Consider the following 19,766-nt stretch of genomic DNA (forward strand, 5'->3'; position numbering starts at 1 on the left):
AATGAAACGCAACCGTTTTACAGACGAACAGATCATCGGCATTCTGAAGGAACACGAGGTGGGGACGCCTGTCGCGCAGCTTTGTCGCAAGCACGGCGTCAGCGATGCCAGTATCTATAAATGTAAAGCCAAGTTCGGCAGCATGGACGTGTCCGAGGCCAAGCGGTTGAAGACGCTTGAAGACGAAAACACGAACCAGAAACGGCTCCTGGCAGATGCGATGCTCGACAACGCCGCTTTGAAAGACCTTTTGGGAAAGAAGTGGTGACGCCCGCAGCAAGGCGGAAAGCTGTCGCTCATCTGGTGGATCACCACCAGATGAGCGAACGGTGGGCTTTTGCCGTATGACGATCCGTTACGAAACCAGGCGCAGCGATGACGATGACCTTCGCGAGCGGATGAACGAGTTGGCGCATGAACGTCGCCGCTTGGGATATAGACGTCTTCATGTGCCGCTCAGGCGTGAGGGTCACCTTGTGAACCACAAGCGGCTCTATCGGGAGGAGAAGCTGACGGTACGCAAGCATGGCGGGCGTAAGCGGGCGATCGGATGAAGAAGGATCTGGCGATCAGTGCTTTGAAGAAAGCCATTGCAATCCGGCAACCAAAGCCGGGGTTGATCTAGCACTCGGACAAGGGGAGCCAATATGCCAGTTACGAGTACCGCAAAATCCTCAAAGCTCACGAGATACTTCCATCCATGAGCGGAAAAGGAAATTGCTATGATAATGCAATGGTGAAAACCGTCTTCAAGACGATCAAGTCGGAACTGATCTGGAAAACCGTGTTCCAAACCAGAAATGACGCAATCAAAGCAATTGGCGAATACATTGATGGCGTCTCAAATCCTGTGCGCAGACATTCTGCACTCGGGTATCGATCTCCGATCCAGTTCGAGACAATGAACCGTAAATTAGTGACAGGACCTCTCCACTAAACATGGGCAAGTCCAGTCGACATGCCATCCCTTGACGCAGCCAGAACGCGGCTACGCAGATCACCACTGAAAGCCCGGGGCATATTGCCTCCAACCAAATCACTAGTCGGAGCGATGGAATCAGTATTCGGCGACAACGGGAACCCTCAACCCGATTCCGCGTTCAATGGACGCGCTCTAGCTTAGCTTCGCATTACCAACCTTCTTGCAGAACCAATTCCAGTGTATCCGCAAAATAGTCAGCGCTCTCTTTCGTGAGGCAAAGCGGTGGCTTGATTTTAAAGATGTTCAGATGGTCGCCCGTCGGTTGCATAATAATGCCAAGTTCGAGAAGGCGGTCGCATAGAGCCATTGTTTCTTCGGTAGCCGGTTCAAGCGAGGCATGATCGCGGACAAATTCCAGCCCCATATAGAGTCCCATACCATGCACAGCGCCGATCAAAGGGTATTGCTGTTTGAGTGCCTCAAGCCGCCTTTTGAGATGATAACCAACATTGCGCGCATTGGCCTGAAGTTGTTCGTCTTCCATGATGTCGAGAACAGTATTTCCGACGACAGATGACACCGGACTGCCACCTGCAGATGAAAAGAAATAGCCCTCCTTTTCAAGCGCATCGGCAATTTCCTTGCGTGTTATCACGGCTCCAAGAGGGTGGCCATTGCCCATGCCTTTTGCAATTGTAATAATGTCAGGCACGACCTGCTGCTCTTCAAAGCCCCAGAAATGGTGGCCTGTACGTCCATAACCAACTTGAACCTCATCAGCGATACAAAGACCGCCACGAGAACGGATTTCTTGATAGACTTTCTTCAGATAACCCGATGGCAGTGGGATTCCCCCCGCATTGCCATAAATCGGTTCACAGATAAAACCTGAGAGCCCCTCGCCTTTCGCGTCAAGCTCCAAGAGCTTTTCGAGTACTGTTCCGATATATTGTTCGGCAGTCATATTCCCGCGATAGGTATTCGGGGAAACGACTGGATGCACCCATGATGGGCGTGTTCCAAGTGCATTCGGATTATCAGCCGTTGAGGTGGATACGGCATCACTACCCACGGTCCAACCATGATAGGCTTCCAGCAGCGAGACAATATTGCGATGACCGTTCCATGCCCATGCCAGTCTCAGAGCAAGATCATTGGCTTCGGAACCACTATTGACCAGAAAAACCGTGTCCAGCCCGTCCGGTGCCAGTGCTGCAAGCCGCTCTGAAAAGTCGGCCACTTCGGAATAATGGAAGCGTGAATTGGTATTCAGCTTCAGCCACTGCCTGTTCACATTTTCCGCGAGACGAGGATGGCCATGACCGATCGTGGTCACATTATTGACCATATCGAGATATGCACGTCCTTCAGTATCGAACAGATGCTCTTTCCAACCACGCTCAATCTGAGGCGGATTTTCATAGTAATGCTTCTGCGTACCGGCAAGGCTTCCATAGCGCCTATGAAGTAATGATGCCGCCGCTTTTGAAGGTATTTCTATAGGTAAACCGAGAAAAGCAGCTGGCGATGGGCAAACGGCAGACCATGCGGCAGATTGTGTTGGCTTGGAGAATTGTGGCAGGTTGTCAGATGTTATTTCTGACTGCTGAACACTAATGATGCCAAAACCATTCTGTTCATTACGGACTGTGCCGAGCACATCACCAGATGATACAGAATATGCCAGTCCATCGACAGCGTCCAAACCGCTGATATGCAGACTTAGCTCACTATTGCGCAGAATAAGAATACCATCCGCGACATAGGCGCGACCTTCAAACGGCGCAACGACCTCCGTTCCGGCGGGAACACAAACTGCGATATGCAGCGCAAAGCTTTCCGGTTCGTTACGGCTGTTAGCTTGTGTGCGCGTTAGTCGGTATTCACCATATCGCGTCAGGCTACTGCCAGCCGATTGAGCTGCTTTGAACAAAAGCTGGCGTTCGATGTCGCACGCATTCCAGTTCCCGGCAACAAACTCAGGATTATCAATCGACAAATCAACCTTTTTTGCCGCCGACAAATCGATACTCGGAATAATCGACTTTGCATTGACCTGATGCTTGGCTTCAAAATCAATATCCAACGCACAGAAGATAGCCTTTTCCATCAACTCAAACGGAACTGAAGTGGCTACATCAAAGATAATCCGCTCATGCGCTGCATTAGCCGCTGCATAACTGTTATTCGGATCAAGCTTGAGTTGCTGATGCGATGCTGCGAGCAATACGCAAGCACGCGCCACGACCAGCGGCCAAAGGGCGGTAAGCTCATCCTTGTTTAACGGACAAACCGCATGGAACGCCTTCACCGCTGGTAAGATCGAAAAAGGGTCTTTATCTCCGTGATGCAGCAAGGAAGTACAAGTCGTTGCAAGTTCTGCAACCAACCAGCTTTTCGTCATATCACCAAAATCGATAACGGCGTATGGAAGCACCGATCCTGAAAGCTCCCGGTGACCGACAACATTATCATCGGTGATGTCGTGGTGGATGACCTGAATTCGCAGGCTGTCTCTTACGGGATCAAGGCGCTTAGTGACTCGGTCCATTGCCGTAAAAATGGATGCGGCGACTGTACTCGACGCCTCATCCTTTAACAAGAATGGCACCGCAGCTTTAGCATGCATCAGATCCCAAAGGGAACTCCTCAGCGCCCCAGTATGGGAGAAATCAGCCAATGAACTTGCGACATTTCCGGCAAGTGCGCCAAGTGCTTCAATTGCTGCGCCACTCAGGTAATTGTGTGCTGTCAGCGTCTCGCCTTCGATAAAGCTCAACAGACGAATATGATAGTTTTCCAAACCAACACTCGCAGCACCAATCAAATCACCGTTGTTGGAAGGAATGACTTTCGGAAAGATAAAAACCTGGTCTGTGCCGTCGTCCTGCTTTGAAGCCAGATGTTGCAAAATGGCATTCTGGGCTTCAAGCTCAACGCGCGGATATTCGCTGCGGCTGATTTTCAGCACATAGCTTTCGTTGCCGATACTGACCTTAAAATTGCGGTCCTGCTGACTTCCAAGCTCGCGCAATTCGCCGCTCAGCCCATAAACTGAACTTAAAATATCCGCCGCATCCTCAATAGTAAGATTGGGGCGCGGCAATTCAGCTTTTGAAAAAAGGGACATTTCAGACATGCGAGTTTCCAATAGAAAATGGTACGACAGGTCAGGAGCCGTGGTGCGCTTTATGAAAGCGCATCACAATTCACTCACGGCTCAACGTTTGTTGTATCGGGCGTAGTAACGCTCAATGCGGGACTGAATGAATTCGAACGAGATGGAGAGCATCCAGTAGATCATCGAGGCTGTGATCAGCATTTCAATATGTCGGAACTCGGTTTGACCCTGCGTTCTTGCAACATACATAAGCTCCCATACGCCGATTACCGAAACAAGCGACGAATCCTTGAGCATTGCGATGAACTGGTTGCCTGTTGGCGGGATGATAATCCGCATAGCCTGAGGTAGTATGACGAGCCACATTGTCTGCGCCGAGCCAAGACCAAGTGCTGTTGCGCCTTCAGTTTGCCCGCGCGGAATGCTCTCAATGCCAGCGCGGAAAATTTCCGTCATATAGGCGCCATAGCACAAAGAGAGAGCGAGAATACCGGCAGGGATCGCGCCGATTACATAGCCAATCTGCGGAAGACCGAGATAGATAATGTAAATCTGCATCAGAAGCGGCAGGCCGCGAAAAAGCGACGTGTAAAAGGTCGAAAGCCCATAGATAACGCCGTTTTTGGATAGCTTCGCAATCGCACCTATAAGCGCGATGACTGTCGCGATCACGATTGAAATTGCAGAAATATAGAGTGTCGTGACTGTTCCCTGTGTGATCAGGAAGCCAATTTTACGGGCGATAAACGAAAATGACAGATCGAACGAATAAAAGAAGAGCATCAGAAGGATAAAGAGCTCTGCCCATACCGCAATGACTTGCTGGTTGCGTGATAGTCGTTTGAGCAGCTTCCAGTTCAAAAAGAGGATCAGAGAAATAGCAAATGCTGACACGATCTTCGCTGTTGCTGGATTTTCTTTCACCCATTCAGCAAGTGGGGGAACAACAGAACCCAACCAATGTGCGCTAATGCCAATTGAATAGAGCACCACCATAGTCAGTGCGAACAAGACAAGACCGCCGAGCCTGCGCGCTGTATCGGGATAGTTGAGAATGAATCGTCCAAGCATGAACGGTCTCCTTCAATTCGGTGTGCACCCTGTGCCGATCGGCTCAATGGATGTCTTTTTGTTCTGGGGATTAAAGTTCGCAGTCAGAAGAAGGGAGCTTAACCTGTAGTCCGTTCGCGCCACTTATCCAGCGCTTGCAGCTTCCAATAAGTCAGCTGCGCGACTGCAAGACCGGCATAACCCCCTGCCCAGGGAAGGCCAAAAGGCTCGAACAGCTTATAGCGATCCGTTGTGCCAAGGATTGCTTCGGAAACCACCTTGCCGCCAATAGCCGTGGTGTTCAGCCCATGGCCACCAAATGCGGTGCAATACCAAACGCCATCCGGCATTTTGCCAATTTGAGGCATCAGATGGCGCGCATAAGCCATCAGGCCAGACCAGGCGAGTTCCGTCTTAAGTTCAGAAAGCTGCGGATAAGTGCTCGTCATTTCATTGCGCAACTCACGCACGAGACCTTCCGTAGAAGCGGCACGGGTTGTTATGCGCCCACCCCACAAGACGCGTCTGCCACCTTCGATAAGCCGGTAATAATCACCAGCTCTACGGCTATCGCCAATCGCAGCCGGTGTTTTAATAGCCTCGCTTATCAGATCGGGGGCTACTTCAGAAACCATTACATAGGTCGCGATTGGCAAATAAGAGCGCTGGAGTTTCTTGCTCAATCTACCCGTATAGCCACCAGTGGTGATCACCAAATTCTTGGCGTGAACGGAACCCCAGCTTGTTCGAACAGCTTTCTGAGCGCCAGAAACATCCATCGCTTCTGCAGCAGAGTTTTCATAAATCTTGCCACCAAGACGTTCGATTTCCGCTGCGAGGCCGCGTGCATAGTTGAGCGGATGAATGTGAAACGCCTTTGAATCACGAACAGCTTGATAATAGCGTTCTGACTTCAATACAGACTGAACTTCATCACGCGACATATATTCAAGGTCGTAATTGAAATCTCGCTTTGTCTCAGCCACTTCCGCCTGCAAAGCGGCGGCATCTTCATAGCGCTGAACGCTGATCAAGCCATGCTTAGGATCAGCAGAGGTAATGTTCAGATCGCGGATTGTTTGGCCTACAAAATCCATGCCCTCAACCGAGAGCATGTGAAGCTTTCGAGCGTTAGTTTCGCCAGTCGTTGCTGCAATCTTGTCATGACCCGTGGCATATCCGGGACTGACAAAGCCACCATTACGCCCGGAAGCGCCGAAGCCAACATTTTGCGCCTCAAGAATGATAACAGAATGTCCCTGCCGCGCCAGTTCAAACGCTGTCGTCAGACCAGCAAGACCTGCTCCAATGATGAGGGTTTCACACTCCTCATTGCCCACGAGTTCTGCGCGCTCTTTGGTATCAGCCATTGTTCTGAAATAATGCGTATCAGGATAAGACATTTTGTTACCAGCTTGATTTTATTTCTTTATTTCCGCCTTGATTTCAAATCCCAGCCTGCCTCATATGACGAGGCCTGGATTGAAATATGTTGGGAGATTAGTCTTTGCTGTAATCAGCGCCGTACCACTTGGTCGTAAGCGTTGCGAGCGTGCCGTCATCCTTCATCTGCTTAATGATTTCGCCGATCTTTGCAGTCCACTCTCGATCGTTCTTTTCAGCGATCACAACGAGCGGCTCACGGAATGCATAGCCACCCTCGAGAATGCGAACCGGATAGCCATTTTTGATCGCTGTCTGTGCGGTCTGCTCAGGAGCAATAACAGCATTAAGACGCACGCCATCGCCAAGACGAAGATCGTCAAACGGCATCATGGAATCTTCAAAGGTGCGGACTTCGCCCGGTGTCACCTTGTATTCAAAGGCAGGAAGATCAGGTGCATCGATTTCGAGACGACGGTTGATGAAATCTTCCGACGTGGTTCCGGTTTCGACGCCAATAATCTTGCCGTTCAGATCATCCGTGGAATGCGCTGGACTATCCTTGTGAACAACATAGACATATGGGCTGTAATAATAGATGCCAGCAAAGTCGATTGCCTGTGCACGTGCCTTGGTTGGCGTTACCGAGCCAACGCCCACATCGTAACGTCCCTGCCAATGACCGCCGGTCAGCGTTGGCCATTCTGGTGTTTCAAAGCGGACTTTGACGCCAAGGCGCTTGCCAATTTCATTGGCCACATCAATGTCAAAACCGACAAGCTCATTGTTGTCATCAAGGAAGCCCTGTGGAGGCCAACCGACATTGGTGGCAACAACCATTTCCTTCTTTTCATTAACGCGGTTGAGTGTTGGACCTGCATGTGCCATTCCTGAAACCAGAAACAACGATGCTGATGCGAGTGCGAAAAATTTGTTCAAGTTACCCTCCGTTGGTGCGGTTATAGTTTTGATAAATCAATGTAGAATTTGGCTGAGGAACAGTTTGGTGCGCTCGTGTTGCGGATTATCGAAAAACTCGGCTGGCGCATTCTCTTCGACAATCTGGCCCTGATCCATAAAGATCACGCGGTTTGCAACCTGACGGGCAAAGCCCATTTCATGCGTCACGCAGATCATGGTCATGCCTTCATCAGCGAGGCTAACCATTGTATCAAGCACTTCCTTGACCATTTCCGGATCAAGCGCTGAAGTCGGCTCGTCAAAGAGCATCACTTTCGGGTTCATGCACAGCGCACGGGCAATTGCCACACGTTGCTGCTGACCACCGGAAAGCTGACCCGGATATTTATTGGCCTGCTCTGGAATTTTCACGCGCTTCAAATAATGCATGGCGATTTCTTCCGCCTGCTTCTTGGGCATTTTGCGCACCCAGATTGGGGCCAGCGTGCAATTCTCCAGAATGGTCAGATGCGGGAACAGGTTGAAGTGCTGAAACACCATACCAACTTCACGACGCACTTCATCGATCTTCTTCAAATCATTGGTGAGCTCAATGCCGTCGACAATGATCTGGCCCTTCTGGTGTTCTTCCAGACGATTGACGCAGCGGATCATGGTTGATTTGCCTGAACCCGATGGGCCAGCAACAACGATGCGTTCGCCGCGCATAACTTTCAGATTGATGTCACACAGCACGTGGAACTCACCATACCATTTGTGCATGTTCTTGATCTCGATAGCCACTTCGGTCTTCGAGACTTCCAGTTTTGGTCGATCATTTTGAACTTGAGGAGCTGTCTTTGTCATCATATCACCCGTGAGCAATCATGACGTGACGCACTGTGGTGTAATCCTCAAGCGCGTAGATCGACATGTCTTTGCCATAGCCGGACTGCTTCAAGCCACCATGCGGCATTTCATTTGTCAGCATGAAATGGGTGTTAATCCATGTGCAGCCATATTGAAGATGTGCCGCAGCCTTAAGACCTTTGCTTATGTCCTTGGTCCACACCGATGATGCCAAACCATAATCACTGTCATTGGCCCACGAAATAGCCTGTTCTTCTTCGCTAAAGCGCGTGACAGAGACCACCGGACCAAAGACTTCGCGACGAACGATTTCGTCTTCCTGCAAAGCTCCGGCAACTACCGTCGGCTCGAAGAAAAAGCCCTTGTCACCCGATGGATTGCCACCCGCCGTTATCTCGATATGTGCGTTCTCACGCGCACGTGCCACGAAGCTCTCAACCCGATCACGCTGGCGGCGCGAGATAAGAGGCCCAATTTCATTCTGCGCATCATCTTCCAGATTGAATCGAATGCTGGAAACTGCTCCTGACAGATCGGCAACGAGACGATCATAAATACGCACGTCGGCATAGATACGGCAAGCAGCCGTGCAGTCCTGCCCAGCATTATAAAATCCGAATGTCTTAATGCCCTGAACGACCGCCTCAATGTCGGCATCTGCCATAACGATGACAGGTGCTTTACCGCCCAGCTCAAGATGCGTTCGCTTCACCGATTTTGCGGCAGCCTGCAAAACCTTTTTACCGGTTGCGACATCACCCGTAATGGAAACCATGTTGATCAGTGGATGATTGATCAACGCGTTGCCGACAGTTTCGCCGCGGCCAAGAACGACATTTACGACGCCGGACGGCAGAATATCGGCCATAACCTTCGCCATTTTCAGCGCGGTCAAAGGCGTTTGTTCCGATGGTTTGAAAACGACAGTATTGCCGCCAGCAATCGCAGGCGCGAGCTTCCAAGCCATCATCATCAACGGATAATTCCACGGCGCAATCGATCCAACGATGCCGACAGGATCGCGACGGATCATCGATGTATGACCCGGGATGTATTCGGCAGCAAGCGGCCCCTGCATATTGCGGACAGCACCTGCAAAGTAACGGTAGCAATCAATAACTGCAGGAATCTCGTCATTCAGGACAGCGTGATATGGCTTGCCGCAATTTAAAGCTTCAAGCGCTGCAAAACCTTCCGCATCTTTTTCGACTGCATCTGCAATTTTCATCAGATAACCAGAGCGCTCCGCAGGCGTTGTCCGAGACCATGATTGAAATGCTTTTTCAGCCGATTCCACAGCCTTATCGACCTGCGCCAATGAAGCCTCAGGCAAATTCAGAACGACATCTCCAGTTTTCGGATTGAGAACAAGTTCTTCATTTTCTGTCCCCAGTTCAAACTGGGAGCCGATCAGCATTTCAGAATTCATTACAGTCTCCGGCAGAAATTATGTCTGTTTTCGTTGCCATCTGGTGAAGGGATCGTTGAGGCCACGAGATGTAAAACCGCATAAATTGTCAGCTGCGCCACTCAAAATAAGGGAAGCATGAAATCTAGATGGGTTTTGCGATTATCGAAAAGCGCGTCTGAACGACAATGAAGACGCTTAGTTGCAACTCACAAATTTGGCTGAGCAGCACTTAGAAAACTTGATTGCATTCTTCTCTCCATTTGGCCGTTTTCGGCTTTTCGTTCCTTGGCGAGGAAGTTATCCGAATGGGCAACATTCGCAAATTCATTTATTAGAAAGCAGATATCGGTTTTTCCGATTTCTATGGCGGGAGTGAAACTTAAAACACGCAGTACTTTTCATTTATTTAGTAATATCAGTTTCTTGATTGAATCTCGCTCAGCGATAGAATAGTTTTAACGCTGCCGGCCAGACCGCGCGGCTTCTGCAATTCCGATAAAATCACGTGCGGATTGTGGAAGACTCGACCCTTTTCGCCAAACCATACCAATTTGCACGATTGGCAAAGAGCCAGATACGTCGCGGCTTTCAATCCTATCACCTTCGAGCGACCAGGGGCGATAGACAAGATCAGGAAGAAGCGCGACGCCAGCGCCTGTCGCCACAAGACTGCGCACCGCTTCGACAGAACGGGTCCTAAAAGCCACATGCGGCCTTGCGCCGAGTGCAGCAAGAAGCTTTCCCGTGTTTTCCTCAATTTCATCGACGGTGAGCATGATCAAAGGTTCTTTGGCCACATCTTCAATCGATATTCCATCAACAGACACCAGCGAATGCCCCAAAGGCAACCAAAGTCGATAAGGAGACGTTTCCAGAATTTCGGCATGCAATGCCATGCGGTCACGCAGGCTGGAGATAACCACCACGGCCACATCAAGCTCGCCACCGATAAGCAGATGCTCCAGATAAGACCCGTTATCTTCAATGGCGCTCACTTCCACATCAGGAAAAGCACGACGATAGCGCGCCAACAAATCTGACAGCACATAGCCTGCAACAAGTGATGTAACGCCAATATTCAATGTTCGCTTTTCTGCCACCTGCTTACTTAAAATCGAACGTCTTGCATCCGAAACGTCAGCCAGAATCTTTGTCGCATGACGCATAAACTGATGACCACTATGGGTAACGATCAAACCACGCGGATGGCGCTCAAATAATGTCACGTTGAGATCGGCCTCGAGCTCTTTGATTGCCTCAGTTATTGACGACTGGGAAATGGAGAGATTTTGCGCGGCACGCGTTACTGAACCTTGCTCAGCGCATGCAATAAAATATCGTAATTGTCTGAGCGTGAACATGAAGCGAAGACCGGCATTCTGGAAGCGGCGCGACAGTCGGGCCAATTCATCGATGAACTTCAACTCTTAACGCCAATAGTGAGAAGTGCAAATGGCTCAAGACATCTTTTTCCCCTTTACGAGTGAACGTACGTTTTGAAGTGCCGGTTAAAGATACGCTTCACTGACCTTAAATAAGCTACCAAGTGCTCATCCTTTGTAAAGCTGCCGCAGCGCAAACGATCAACGAGCACTGCGCACAAAGCTTTCGCCCAATGCCTGTGGAAGACTAGCTCAGGATCCAGTGGTTTCAGAATGATGATCTGATTGAGATTCGCTTGAGGAGACTGATTGATGAGCAATCTTTACTGGCTGAGCGAAAGCCAGATGTCACGCCTTCGCCCCGTTTTTCCCGAGAGCCATGGACGACCACGCGTCAATGGCAGACGTGTCTTGAGTGGAATTATCCTCATTCTTCGCAGTGGGTTACGAAGGTGTAATTCCTCCTCCGGAATACGGCCCCTGTAAAGCGCTCTATAATCACTGGAACCGTTGATGTCACAACGGAATATTGGCTCAGATCCTGTAGGGCTTTTCTTCCAAGTCTCCAGTCGCGGAGACTGTCATGATGGATGCAACCTATCTGAAAGCGCGCTGCACGGCTTCAAGCCTACAGTAAAAAAAAAGGGTAGCGGACGCCTGATCGGCCGGACGACGGGTGGCATGAAAACCAAACTGCACACCGTCACTGATACACAGGGGGTGTCCATCAGGCTACACATCACGGTGGGACAAATAAGCGACTATACCGAAGCCGCAGCCCCAATTGAAGCGTTACATATGTTAAAAATCACATCTTACCATACGTCGCAGTTACTCCGCTTGTAACAGGTGGTACGACAGTGTTGCTGCCTAAATTCTTTTACCTGTTTTGCTATCAAACAGATGAACGCAGCCTTCATCTCCCTTGACATATATTTGTTGTCCAAGTTCCACCTCACCGTCGCGTGGAAATTCGACAGTCAGCATTTTAGGTTGACCAATCTCTATATAACCAAACATCTGACTACCCAACCGCTCAACCACCGCAAGTTCACCGCTAAACCATGCTTCCTGTGCAGAACAGCTAGTAAGATCTTCAGGGCGTACACCAAGTGTAATATGATCCTGAACGCTAAGCGGTTTGGTCTGAGAATTAATTGCTATATCTCTACCTATGCATGCGAGCACAAGCTCTTCCCCACGATTCTGTAGAACCTCAGCAGGAAGCGCATTCATTGTCGGACTACCAATAAATTGTGCCACAAACAGGCTGGCAGGCTTACGATAAATGTCGAGCGGTCTACCAATCTGTTCGACATTACCTTTATTCATAACCACAATACGATCAGCAAGAGTCATAGCCTCCACTTGATCATGCGTGACATAAACAGTGGTTGCTTTGATCTTTCGGTGCAGTTTTGCGATCTCCAACCGCATCTCGACCCGCAAAGCCGCATCAAGATTAGAGAGTGGTTCATCAAACAAAAAAGCATTGGGTTCGCGGACAATTGCGCGCCCCATCGCGACGCGTTGGCGTTGGCCACCCGAGAGCTGTGCAGGACGACGAGCAAGGAACTCACCAATTTTCAGTGTCTCCGCCACGGCTCCAATGCGAGATGATACGTCGTTGTCATTGGAACCACGCATCTTGAGGCCGAAAGCCATATTCTCCTCCACACTCATGTGCGGATAGAGTGCATAGTCCTGAAACACCATCGCTATGTTGCGTTCCGAAGGCGACAACTCATTGACGATTGCATCACCAAACTTCAACTCACCGCCGGATATATCCTCCAGGCCAGCAATCATTCTGAGCAACGTTGATTTACCACAACCGGAAGGACCAACCAGAACGACAAACTCTCCACTCTCGATCCGAAAGTCCAGATCATGGATAACTTTGTGGGTGCCATAAGTCTTCTGAATGCGCTCCAAGGCGATGGCGATCATGCTTTCTCCTCCCAGAGTTTTCGCTTGACGTCTTTTATCGATATTATTATCAATAATGATAATTGAAGTGTTAGGCAAGAAGGAGCAGGCATCGGCGTGGCATATTTTTCACCCAAGCTCGTTCAGAGCAGACCTCCAAAAGCGGCAGTCGTATTTGAAGCGCTGAAGCGAGACATCATGCTTGGCACATTGCCTGCCGGGGCAAACCTGACAGAGCTTGAAATCGCAGCACATTTCCAATGCAGCCAGGGGCCCGTACGTGAAGCGTTGCTTCAGTTGCAGGAAGAAGGGCTCGTCCTGAGACAAGGCCACAGGGGCACCCAAGTGTCTCTTTGTACTCCAGATGAAGCTATTGAAATGTTTCGTCTGCGCAACTCCATTGAATGCAATGGCATCCCGCGTGTCATGATGCGGCATACTGAGAAGCTGACGGACGATCTCAAGGGAATGCTAGAAGGTATGCTGCAAGCAGCCGATGACGAAGATGAATATCGTCTGGCTGCAATTGATCGCGATTTTCACAGGCGCATCTTCGACGAAGCAGACTTGCCCGCACTGAACCCGATATTGCATCGTTGCCTTGTGCATAATCATCGCTTTAAAATTTCACAAAGCGGCAGCGCCCGCGATCTGCGCGGAACTGCATTACGCCATTGCTCAATCATTGATGCTATTGACGCTGCGGATGTCGATGCCGCACAGACTGCGATGCGCCATCACATTGCAACCATTGTCGATTTCGGGCCAGCAGTATTCCCTGAAGAGAGCCGTTCGTGATGCCGTATAGCCTTAATCATGAGCCGTCGCCAGAGATGCGCGCTCTACTCGAAAAAATAGCCGTTGAATTTGCAGGCACTCCTGATCCAACAACACTCCCAGCCGCAGAAGGCCGCGCACTGGCAGAAAAAAATAACAAGCGTTGGAATCTCAATCTTCCTGAGATGCAGGTTGTGCGTTTAGTGCGGATACCTGCAAACCCATCCATAGGGTCGCAAGAAACGCCACTTCTCGTTCTTGAGCCTCTCAACAAAAAGCCCGGAACCATTCTTTTCATTCATGGTGGCGGGTTTGCGTTTTGTAGCCCAAAGACGCATGAGCGCTGCGCACGGGTGCTTGCCGAAAAAACCCACTTAACGGTGGTTTTGCCTGATTACCGACTAGCGCCGGAAAACCCCTTTCCAGCAGGGCTACACGACGTCATAGGCAGCATGCGCGCGTTGATAAATGGGCAGATGGAAGGACTGGATGGTCCTGTTTACATTGCTGGAGATTCCGCTGGCGCAAATCTTGCGCTCTCAGCTATGATGTATGAAGCGGAAAACAATCATGCGCTGCCTAAAGGCGCTCTGCTGTTTTATGGCAACTATGCCATGGATTTCGAAACCCCATCTTATCAAGCATTCATCAATGGTCCCGGGCTTACCACAGACCGAATGAAGCGTTACTGGAGCTGGTATGCGAGTGGACAAGATATTGCTTCAAATCCACTCGCCTGTCCGCTTCACGCAAAAGCCGAAACACTTGTAAAACTGCCCCCGCTTTACCTCACCGCAGCAGGCATTGACCCCTTATTTTCTGATACAATTATGCTGCACGAGCGACTTACAAAGGCTGGGCGCAAAGACGAATTAGCCATAACGGAAGGCGTCATACATGGCTTTCTGCAATACACCAATGAACTAAAGGCAGCTGAAGCAACGTTGGAGGACGCGGCGAAGGCATTAAGCCGAATGGCCTAAACAGGAGAGGCCTTTTTTTACAACTGGGAGGAGTTGATATGTTTAAATCTCTTATGCTGAGTGCAGCATTTACCGCTGCCCTGACAATGTCCGCGCAATCTGCTGAGACTGTTCGTTTTTGGTATCACTTCGACAATCCGGAAAACCCGATGTCGGAACTGGTTGCAAAGTTCGAAAAAGCAAATCCGGATATCAAAATCGAAGCGGAAAACATTCCGTGGAACAGTTATTACGATAATCTCTACACATCGATTATTGGCGGCAGCGCACCTGACGCGGCAATGGTCAAGCTTTTCGCCCAACCGCGATTGACCGAAATGGAAGCGCTTGAACCACTAGGTGACAGGATCAATGGCTGGGCCGGAAAAGACGACTTGCTTGATAATTTGCTGGAACTGAATAAAGCTGCAGATGGTAACCGATACTATCTCCCTATCCAGTATGTTGTTCTTTATCTCTATTATCGTGCTGATCTCTTCAAGGAAGCAGGCCTCGAACCGCCTAAAACCTGTGAGGACTTCCGCAACGCTGCAATCAAGCTCACCGATGCCCCAAATCGTTATGGCTTTGGTCTGCGCGGCGGCAAAGGCGGATGGGATCAATGGGGCGCATTTGTTCTCTCACAAGGCGGCGAGGTAAAGCCAGGCGGCTTGACAACACCGTCGGCTGTCGCAGCCAATCAATGGGTAATTGATCTGTTCCAAAAAGACAAGGTCATCCCGCCATCCGCACCAAACGATGGATTTCAGGAAATCATTTCGGCTTTCAAAATCGGAAAAACGGCGATGACGATCCACCATATTGGCTCGTCCAAAGATCTCGTTGCTGCACTCGGCGATAAGGTATCAGCAGTCCGCGTACCTGAATGTGGGGGCAATCGCTGGACATCCTATGGTGATGAATCGCTTGCAATTTTCTCATCATCAGAAGTGAAAGACGCTGCATGGAAATGGATTTCTTTCCTTGCTGAAGGCGAAAATAACGTCTCCTTTAACAGTGCAACCGGTCAGATGACCGTCACAAAAAGTGGCTCAAAAGACTGGAAACTGCATGATCGTCGTTTTGTTGATGCGACAGTCGAGTCCCTGCCCTTCGCGCATGTGCTGCCACAAAACGAAGGCACTTCAGAATTCGTGAACACGGCTTGGCAAACTGCTATGCAACGCGCACTCGCTGGGCAAATTACATCTGAACAGATGATGCAGGAACTGGAAAAGCTATTCCAAAACTAAGCAACCGACGGTCGGGACATTTATGGTGGCATTTCCATATGCCACCATAGCTCCCCGATTATAAAACGTCGAAAGCCAGTCCATTTCCTAGCTTGGATAGATAGCCTATGTCTGCTCTGCCCTCTGTCTCCCGACCGCCGACGCGTATGCGCCGCAGAAGTAAAAATCTGCTGCCTTACTGGTTGCTCAGCCCGGCTGTTATTGTCACGCTCGTCATCGTTTTCTTGCCAATGATGCAGGCCGTCTGGACAAGCTTCTACGATCTGGTTCTGTTCAAACCCAAGGCAACAGCCTTTGTTGGTATCGGTAACTATATTAAACTGTTGCAGGATCCGGTGTTCTGGGCGGCATTCTGGAATACATGTATATGGATAGGTCTGACTGTCCCTCTCCAGATGGTACTTGGGCTTATAACCGCACTGTTGCTCAATAGAGAATTCCCTTGGCGTGGTCTGGCGCGTGCGCTGGTTATCATTCCTTGGGCACTCCCCAGTGTGGTCATCGCACTGATGTGGCGCTGGATTTACGATCCCAATACTGGCGTTCTCAATGACATATTGCTTAATCTATCGATCGTAAGCCATGCAGTTCCATGGCTGGCTGATCCAAACATTGCACTTTATGCAATCATCGCAACGCTGACGTGGCAGGGTTTCCCATTCTTTGCAATCATGATCCTTGCCGGTTTACAAGGCATTCCCAAAAGCCAGTATGAGGCTGCATCCATCGACGGCGCCTCCCCATGGCGGCAATTCGTAAATGTAACACTGCCCGGCATAGCACCCGTTCTTGCAACGGCAGGACTGCTACGCGTGATCTGGGTTGCGAACTCGATGGACGTCATCTTCGTTATGACGGGTGGCGGTCCGGGCTATTCCACATATACCCTGCCCCTTTATGCCTTCGTAAAAGCCCGTCAAAATCTCGATTTTGGTTATGGCACATCGATTGCTGTCACCTTCACACTGCTGCTTGGTGTTCTGGTGGTTCTCTATCTTGCCCGTACAATGCGTGAGGTCGAGAAATGAAACGTCAAAGCACTCTCAAGCGTATATTAACCACCGACCTGCCAGTTGCATGCATCGTACTGTTTGCCTTAGCTCCATTCGGTTGGATGGTTTTGACATCGCTTACACCGACAGAGCAACTATCCGCCAACGGGGTTTCACTCTCTCCATCTGGTTGGAGCCTCGACAACTACGAAAGGCTGTTTAACAAAGCGCAGTTCTACAAGAATATGCTCGACAGTCTGGTTATCGCCGTCGGCACAGTGGTGCTTGGCCTCGCGGTTTCGGTGACAGCGGCCTATGCGCTATCACGCTTTCGCTTCATCGGGCGCAAACTATTCATGATGCAGTTTCTGCTCATCAATATGTTTCCGATTGTGCTGCTGATCCTGCCGCTTTTTATCCTTATGCGTAAATACGGTATTCTGGATACCTATTTCGGACTTATTCTTGCCAACTCTACGGTCGCCATTCCTTTCTCTGTCTGGATGCTGACGAGCTATGTAGCCGCTATCCCTAAAAGCCTTGATGAAGCTGCAATGATGGATGGCTGTTCACGTCTTACCGCGTTGCGACGCGTGATCATCCCACTGATGATGCCCGGCATTATTTCAACAGGCATCTACATCTTCATCACGGCCTGGAATGAATATCTCTATGCTCTCACGCTGGGTGGGAGGAATGTGCGTCCAGTAACAGTCGCCATTCAAACTCTCGTTGGCGAATATCAAATCGAATGGGGGCTACTCGCCGCAGGTGCAGTTGTCGGCGCAATGCCAGCAACCATTCTTTTCCTTATCGTTCAAAAGCGCCTCATAGGTGGCCTCACTCAAGGGGCGGTCAAAGGCTAACAGCAACTTATTCCCCAATAGTTCTTCAAGCAATCGAGGAAATATCATGAACCCCATCGGGTTGATTTCAATGCAATATGCGCGGCCTTTCACAGCCGAACATTTCCCGCTCTTTCAAAAAATGCGCGAGCACGGATTTGATTTTGTTGAGTTGCTGGTGCCTGAACCCGGCGAACTTGATCTCAAAGAAACACGCAAAGCACTTGATGATGCAGGATTGAGCGTCGTGCTTGCAGCGCGCGTCAATCTTGAACGCAATATTTCTTCTGCGGACAACAAGGCCTATCAGGGCGGTGTTGATTATCTCAAATATACTGTCGATTGCGCCAATGCACTTGGCGCGCAGGTCGTCGGTGGCCCTTTAACTGGAAATCCGCTGGTTTTTGCTGGTCGCCCACCACAGCCAGTTTCAGAAGACGAGCGTTTGCGCCGCAAAGATAGCTGTGTGAACGCTCTGAAAATTGCAGGAGAGTACGCTCAGGGTAGCGATGTTCTGCTCGCTGTTGAGCCACTAAATCGCTTTGAAAGCGACGTGTTGTGCACAACGCAACAAGCAATCGAGCTGTTGGATGCTGTTGATCAGCCAGCAATAAAGCTGATGCTCGACACATTCCATATGCACATGGAAGAAAGCTCAATTCCTGAAGCAATCAGGCTTGCGGGCGATCTGGTTGTGCATTTTCAAGCCAACGAAAATCACCGCGGCTTCCCCGGCACCGGCGCAACAGATTGGGTAGCAGTTTGTCGGGCACTGCATGAAATCGGTTACACCGGCCCAATCTCACTTGAACCTTTCCGGCGTCAGGATGATCGTTTTGGCGTTCCTTTTGCCCAATGGCGCGCACCACACGAAGACGAAAGTGATCGCTTGGCAGCCAGCACCGCCTTCATGAAAAGCCATCTCCTTCTCACGGAGTATCGTCGATGACCCTCAAAATTGGTTGGATTGGTTGCGGCATCCACGCAACCCAAATGTTATTACCTCAGCTCGTTCGCTATGACGTGGAAATTGCCGCTCTTTGCGATATCGACCCGCAACGCCTAAAGAATGCCGGAAGGCAGTTCGGGGTGCGTACGCTCACAACTGACGTCGAGGCTTTACTCAATACACCCGGTCTGGACGCCATTGGCATGGCAGTTGGCCCTGATCAACATCTTGCCTTTGGCAAAGCTGCATTGGAGCGAGGTCTACCTGTATTCATGGAAAAACCACCCTCGGGATCAGCCGAAGGCGCTCGTGAGCTTTTGAAAGCATCCGAGAAAGCGAAAAAGCCACTGCTGCTCGGTTTCATGAAGCGTTATTCAATCGGCAACAAAATCGCGGCAAATATCATTCGCTCCGGCCAATTTGGCGATGTTCTGGGCCTAACAGGCTATTATATGACAGCACCTGGCTATTTCGCGGGCAATGTCGATTATACCGGCTTCTTCCTGCATCATTGCGTCCATTACATGGATCTCGTCTCTCATCTGGTCTCTCCAGTGCGAAAACTGACAGCCAGGAAAGTTGAAAAAGAACCGGGTAAGTTGCTGATTCATGCTGCATTCGATTTTGAATGTGGAGCGATTGGGACCATTGCTATGGGGACGATGCAATCACGCGGAACCCCCGTCGAACGTATCGAGTTGATGGGAGATCATCAACGTATCGAAGTGGAGGATGTCATAGATGTGCGCTGGCATCGCAATCCTGCATTCAAGATAGATGACCCTAAGGCAACGCTATCAGGCGAATGCGACACACTTACTTGGAAGCCCAACTTCACCGCAGCTGCGAACGAAGACCCCAAGGGCTATCATTCATTGTTGGCCGATGTCATTCCGGCGCTCATGGGTGCAGAAACATCCGCTCCAAACATCATTGACGGCGTTATGGCCATGGAAAGGTTGGAGACCATGCGAATAAAAACCGGACTGTAATTCTAGCGGATATTTTATGTCAAATCGA

At 50.1% G+C, this 19,766-nt stretch carries 15 protein-coding genes and 3 pseudogenes; 10 read left to right on the top strand and 8 right to left on the bottom strand.

The window, feature by feature from the left end; genetic code table 11:
• Window position 1: 1 nt before the first annotated feature.
• Window positions 2-551: pseudogene (locus U2P60_RS01800) on the top strand (transposase); the annotation flags it as partial.
• Window positions 545-937, top strand: a pseudogene (locus tag U2P60_RS01805) (DDE-type integrase/transposase/recombinase); the annotation flags it as partial. The pseudogenes U2P60_RS01800 and U2P60_RS01805, both read left to right, overlap by 7 nt.
• 193 nt (window positions 938-1,130) lie before the next feature.
• Here U2P60_RS01805 and U2P60_RS01810 read toward each other — a convergent pair.
• The 7 genes from U2P60_RS01810 to U2P60_RS01840 all read right to left on the bottom strand — a co-directional run bounded on the left by U2P60_RS01810 (window position 1,131) and on the right by U2P60_RS01840 (window position 11,018).
• Window positions 1,131-4,061 carry an aminotransferase gene (locus U2P60_RS01810; RefSeq protein WP_413571001.1) on the bottom strand — a complete coding sequence of 977 codons (2,931 nt, stop codon included), beginning with the start codon at window positions 4,059-4,061 and terminating at the stop codon, window positions 1,131-1,133.
• Window positions 4,062-4,142: 81 nt separating this feature from the next.
• Window positions 4,143-5,114 carry an amino acid ABC transporter permease gene (locus U2P60_RS01815; protein WP_413571002.1) on the bottom strand — a complete coding sequence of 324 codons (972 nt, stop codon included), beginning with the start codon at window positions 5,112-5,114 and terminating at the stop codon, window positions 4,143-4,145.
• A gap of 98 nt (window positions 5,115-5,212) precedes the next feature.
• Window positions 5,213-6,496 carry an NAD(P)/FAD-dependent oxidoreductase gene (locus tag U2P60_RS01820; RefSeq protein WP_413571004.1) on the bottom strand — a complete coding sequence of 428 codons (1,284 nt, stop codon included), beginning with the start codon at window positions 6,494-6,496 and terminating at the stop codon, window positions 5,213-5,215.
• A 97-nt stretch (window positions 6,497-6,593) separates the two neighbouring features.
• Window positions 6,594-7,364, bottom strand: a complete 771-nt coding sequence (locus tag U2P60_RS01825) for a transporter substrate-binding domain-containing protein (RefSeq protein ID WP_413571966.1) — start codon at window positions 7,362-7,364, stop codon at window positions 6,594-6,596.
• A gap of 87 nt (window positions 7,365-7,451) precedes the next feature.
• Window positions 7,452-8,243, bottom strand: coding sequence for an amino acid ABC transporter ATP-binding protein (locus U2P60_RS01830; RefSeq protein WP_413571005.1), 792 nt, complete (start codon window positions 8,241-8,243; stop codon window positions 7,452-7,454).
• Between the two features lie 4 nt (window positions 8,244-8,247).
• Window positions 8,248-9,675, bottom strand: coding sequence for a gamma-aminobutyraldehyde dehydrogenase (locus U2P60_RS01835; protein ID WP_413571006.1), 1,428 nt, complete (start codon window positions 9,673-9,675; stop codon window positions 8,248-8,250).
• Window positions 9,676-10,112: 437 nt separating this feature from the next.
• Entirely contained in the window at window positions 10,113-11,018 is a 906-nt protein-coding gene (locus U2P60_RS01840; RefSeq protein ID WP_413571967.1) for a LysR family transcriptional regulator, read from the bottom strand.
• 333 nt (window positions 11,019-11,351) lie between these two features.
• Here U2P60_RS01840 and U2P60_RS01845 point away from each other — a divergent pair.
• Window positions 11,352-11,834: pseudogene (locus U2P60_RS01845) on the top strand (transposase); the annotation flags it as partial.
• A gap of 75 nt (window positions 11,835-11,909) precedes the next feature.
• Here the strand turns inward: U2P60_RS01845 and U2P60_RS01850 are convergent.
• Window positions 11,910-12,989 (bottom strand): ABC transporter ATP-binding protein, encoded by a 1,080-nt coding sequence (locus U2P60_RS01850; protein WP_413571007.1) that lies wholly within the window; start codon window positions 12,987-12,989, stop codon window positions 11,910-11,912.
• 96 nt (window positions 12,990-13,085) lie between these two features.
• On the opposite strand from U2P60_RS01850, the gene U2P60_RS01855 reads away from it, so the two are divergent.
• From U2P60_RS01855 to U2P60_RS01885, 7 genes are all read left to right on the top strand, one after another.
• Window positions 13,086-13,766 carry a GntR family transcriptional regulator gene (locus tag U2P60_RS01855; RefSeq protein WP_413571008.1) on the top strand — a complete coding sequence of 227 codons (681 nt, stop codon included), beginning with the start codon at window positions 13,086-13,088 and terminating at the stop codon, window positions 13,764-13,766.
• Window positions 13,766-14,728 (top strand): alpha/beta hydrolase, encoded by a 963-nt coding sequence (locus tag U2P60_RS01860; RefSeq protein WP_413571968.1) that lies wholly within the window; start codon window positions 13,766-13,768, stop codon window positions 14,726-14,728. The genes U2P60_RS01855 and U2P60_RS01860 overlap by 1 nt, the downstream gene beginning before the upstream one ends.
• 38 nt (window positions 14,729-14,766) lie before the next feature.
• Window positions 14,767-15,960 (top strand): ABC transporter substrate-binding protein, encoded by a 1,194-nt coding sequence (locus U2P60_RS01865; protein ID WP_413571010.1) that lies wholly within the window; start codon window positions 14,767-14,769, stop codon window positions 15,958-15,960.
• A gap of 146 nt (window positions 15,961-16,106) precedes the next feature.
• Entirely contained in the window at window positions 16,107-16,988 is an 882-nt protein-coding gene (locus U2P60_RS01870; RefSeq protein WP_413571969.1) for a carbohydrate ABC transporter permease, read from the top strand.
• Window positions 16,985-17,818 carry a carbohydrate ABC transporter permease gene (locus tag U2P60_RS01875; RefSeq protein ID WP_413571011.1) on the top strand — a complete coding sequence of 278 codons (834 nt, stop codon included), beginning with the start codon at window positions 16,985-16,987 and terminating at the stop codon, window positions 17,816-17,818. Before U2P60_RS01870 ends, U2P60_RS01875 begins: the two co-directional genes overlap by 4 nt.
• A gap of 46 nt (window positions 17,819-17,864) precedes the next feature.
• Window positions 17,865-18,746, top strand: coding sequence for a sugar phosphate isomerase/epimerase family protein (locus tag U2P60_RS01880; protein WP_413571012.1), 882 nt, complete (start codon window positions 17,865-17,867; stop codon window positions 18,744-18,746).
• A complete protein-coding gene (locus U2P60_RS01885) occupies window positions 18,743-19,738 on the top strand; it encodes a Gfo/Idh/MocA family protein (protein WP_413571013.1) in 996 nt (331 codons plus the stop codon). Before U2P60_RS01880 ends, U2P60_RS01885 begins: the two co-directional genes overlap by 4 nt.
• Window positions 19,739-19,766: the final 28 nt, after the last annotated feature.

This window comes from Brucella sp. H1_1004, assembly GCF_047308065.1.
Taxonomy (GTDB): Bacteria; Pseudomonadota; Alphaproteobacteria; order Rhizobiales; family Rhizobiaceae; genus Brucella; species Brucella pseudogrignonensis_B.

Excerpts from the sequence above, each read along its gene's own strand:
- U2P60_RS01810 (WP_413571001.1), bottom strand. The coding sequence starts at position 4,061 with ATGTCTGAAATGTCCCTTTTTTCAAAAGCTGAATTGCCGCGCCCCAAT.
- U2P60_RS01815 (WP_413571002.1), bottom strand. The coding sequence starts at position 5,114 with ATGCTTGGACGATTCATTCTCAACTATCCCGATACAGCGCGCAGGCTC.
- U2P60_RS01820 (WP_413571004.1), bottom strand. The coding sequence starts at position 6,496 with ATGTCTTATCCTGATACGCATTATTTCAGAACAATGGCTGATACCAAA.
- U2P60_RS01825 (WP_413571966.1), bottom strand. The coding sequence starts at position 7,364 with ATGGCACATGCAGGTCCAACACTCAACCGCGTTAATGAAAAGAAGGAA.
- U2P60_RS01830 (WP_413571005.1), bottom strand. The coding sequence starts at position 8,243 with ATGACAAAGACAGCTCCTCAAGTTCAAAATGATCGACCAAAACTGGAA.
- U2P60_RS01835 (WP_413571006.1), bottom strand. The coding sequence starts at position 9,675 with ATGAATTCTGAAATGCTGATCGGCTCCCAGTTTGAACTGGGGACAGAA.
- U2P60_RS01840 (WP_413571967.1), bottom strand. The coding sequence starts at position 11,018 with ATGTTCACGCTCAGACAATTACGATATTTTATTGCATGCGCTGAGCAA.
- U2P60_RS01850 (WP_413571007.1), bottom strand. The coding sequence starts at position 12,989 with ATGATCGCCATCGCCTTGGAGCGCATTCAGAAGACTTATGGCACCCAC.
- U2P60_RS01860 (WP_413571968.1), top strand. The coding sequence starts at position 13,766 with ATGCCGTATAGCCTTAATCATGAGCCGTCGCCAGAGATGCGCGCTCTA.
- U2P60_RS01865 (WP_413571010.1), top strand. The coding sequence starts at position 14,767 with ATGTTTAAATCTCTTATGCTGAGTGCAGCATTTACCGCTGCCCTGACA.
- U2P60_RS01870 (WP_413571969.1), top strand. The coding sequence starts at position 16,107 with ATGCGCCGCAGAAGTAAAAATCTGCTGCCTTACTGGTTGCTCAGCCCG.
- U2P60_RS01875 (WP_413571011.1), top strand. The coding sequence starts at position 16,985 with ATGAAACGTCAAAGCACTCTCAAGCGTATATTAACCACCGACCTGCCA.
- U2P60_RS01880 (WP_413571012.1), top strand. The coding sequence starts at position 17,865 with ATGAACCCCATCGGGTTGATTTCAATGCAATATGCGCGGCCTTTCACA.
- U2P60_RS01885 (WP_413571013.1), top strand. The coding sequence starts at position 18,743 with ATGACCCTCAAAATTGGTTGGATTGGTTGCGGCATCCACGCAACCCAA.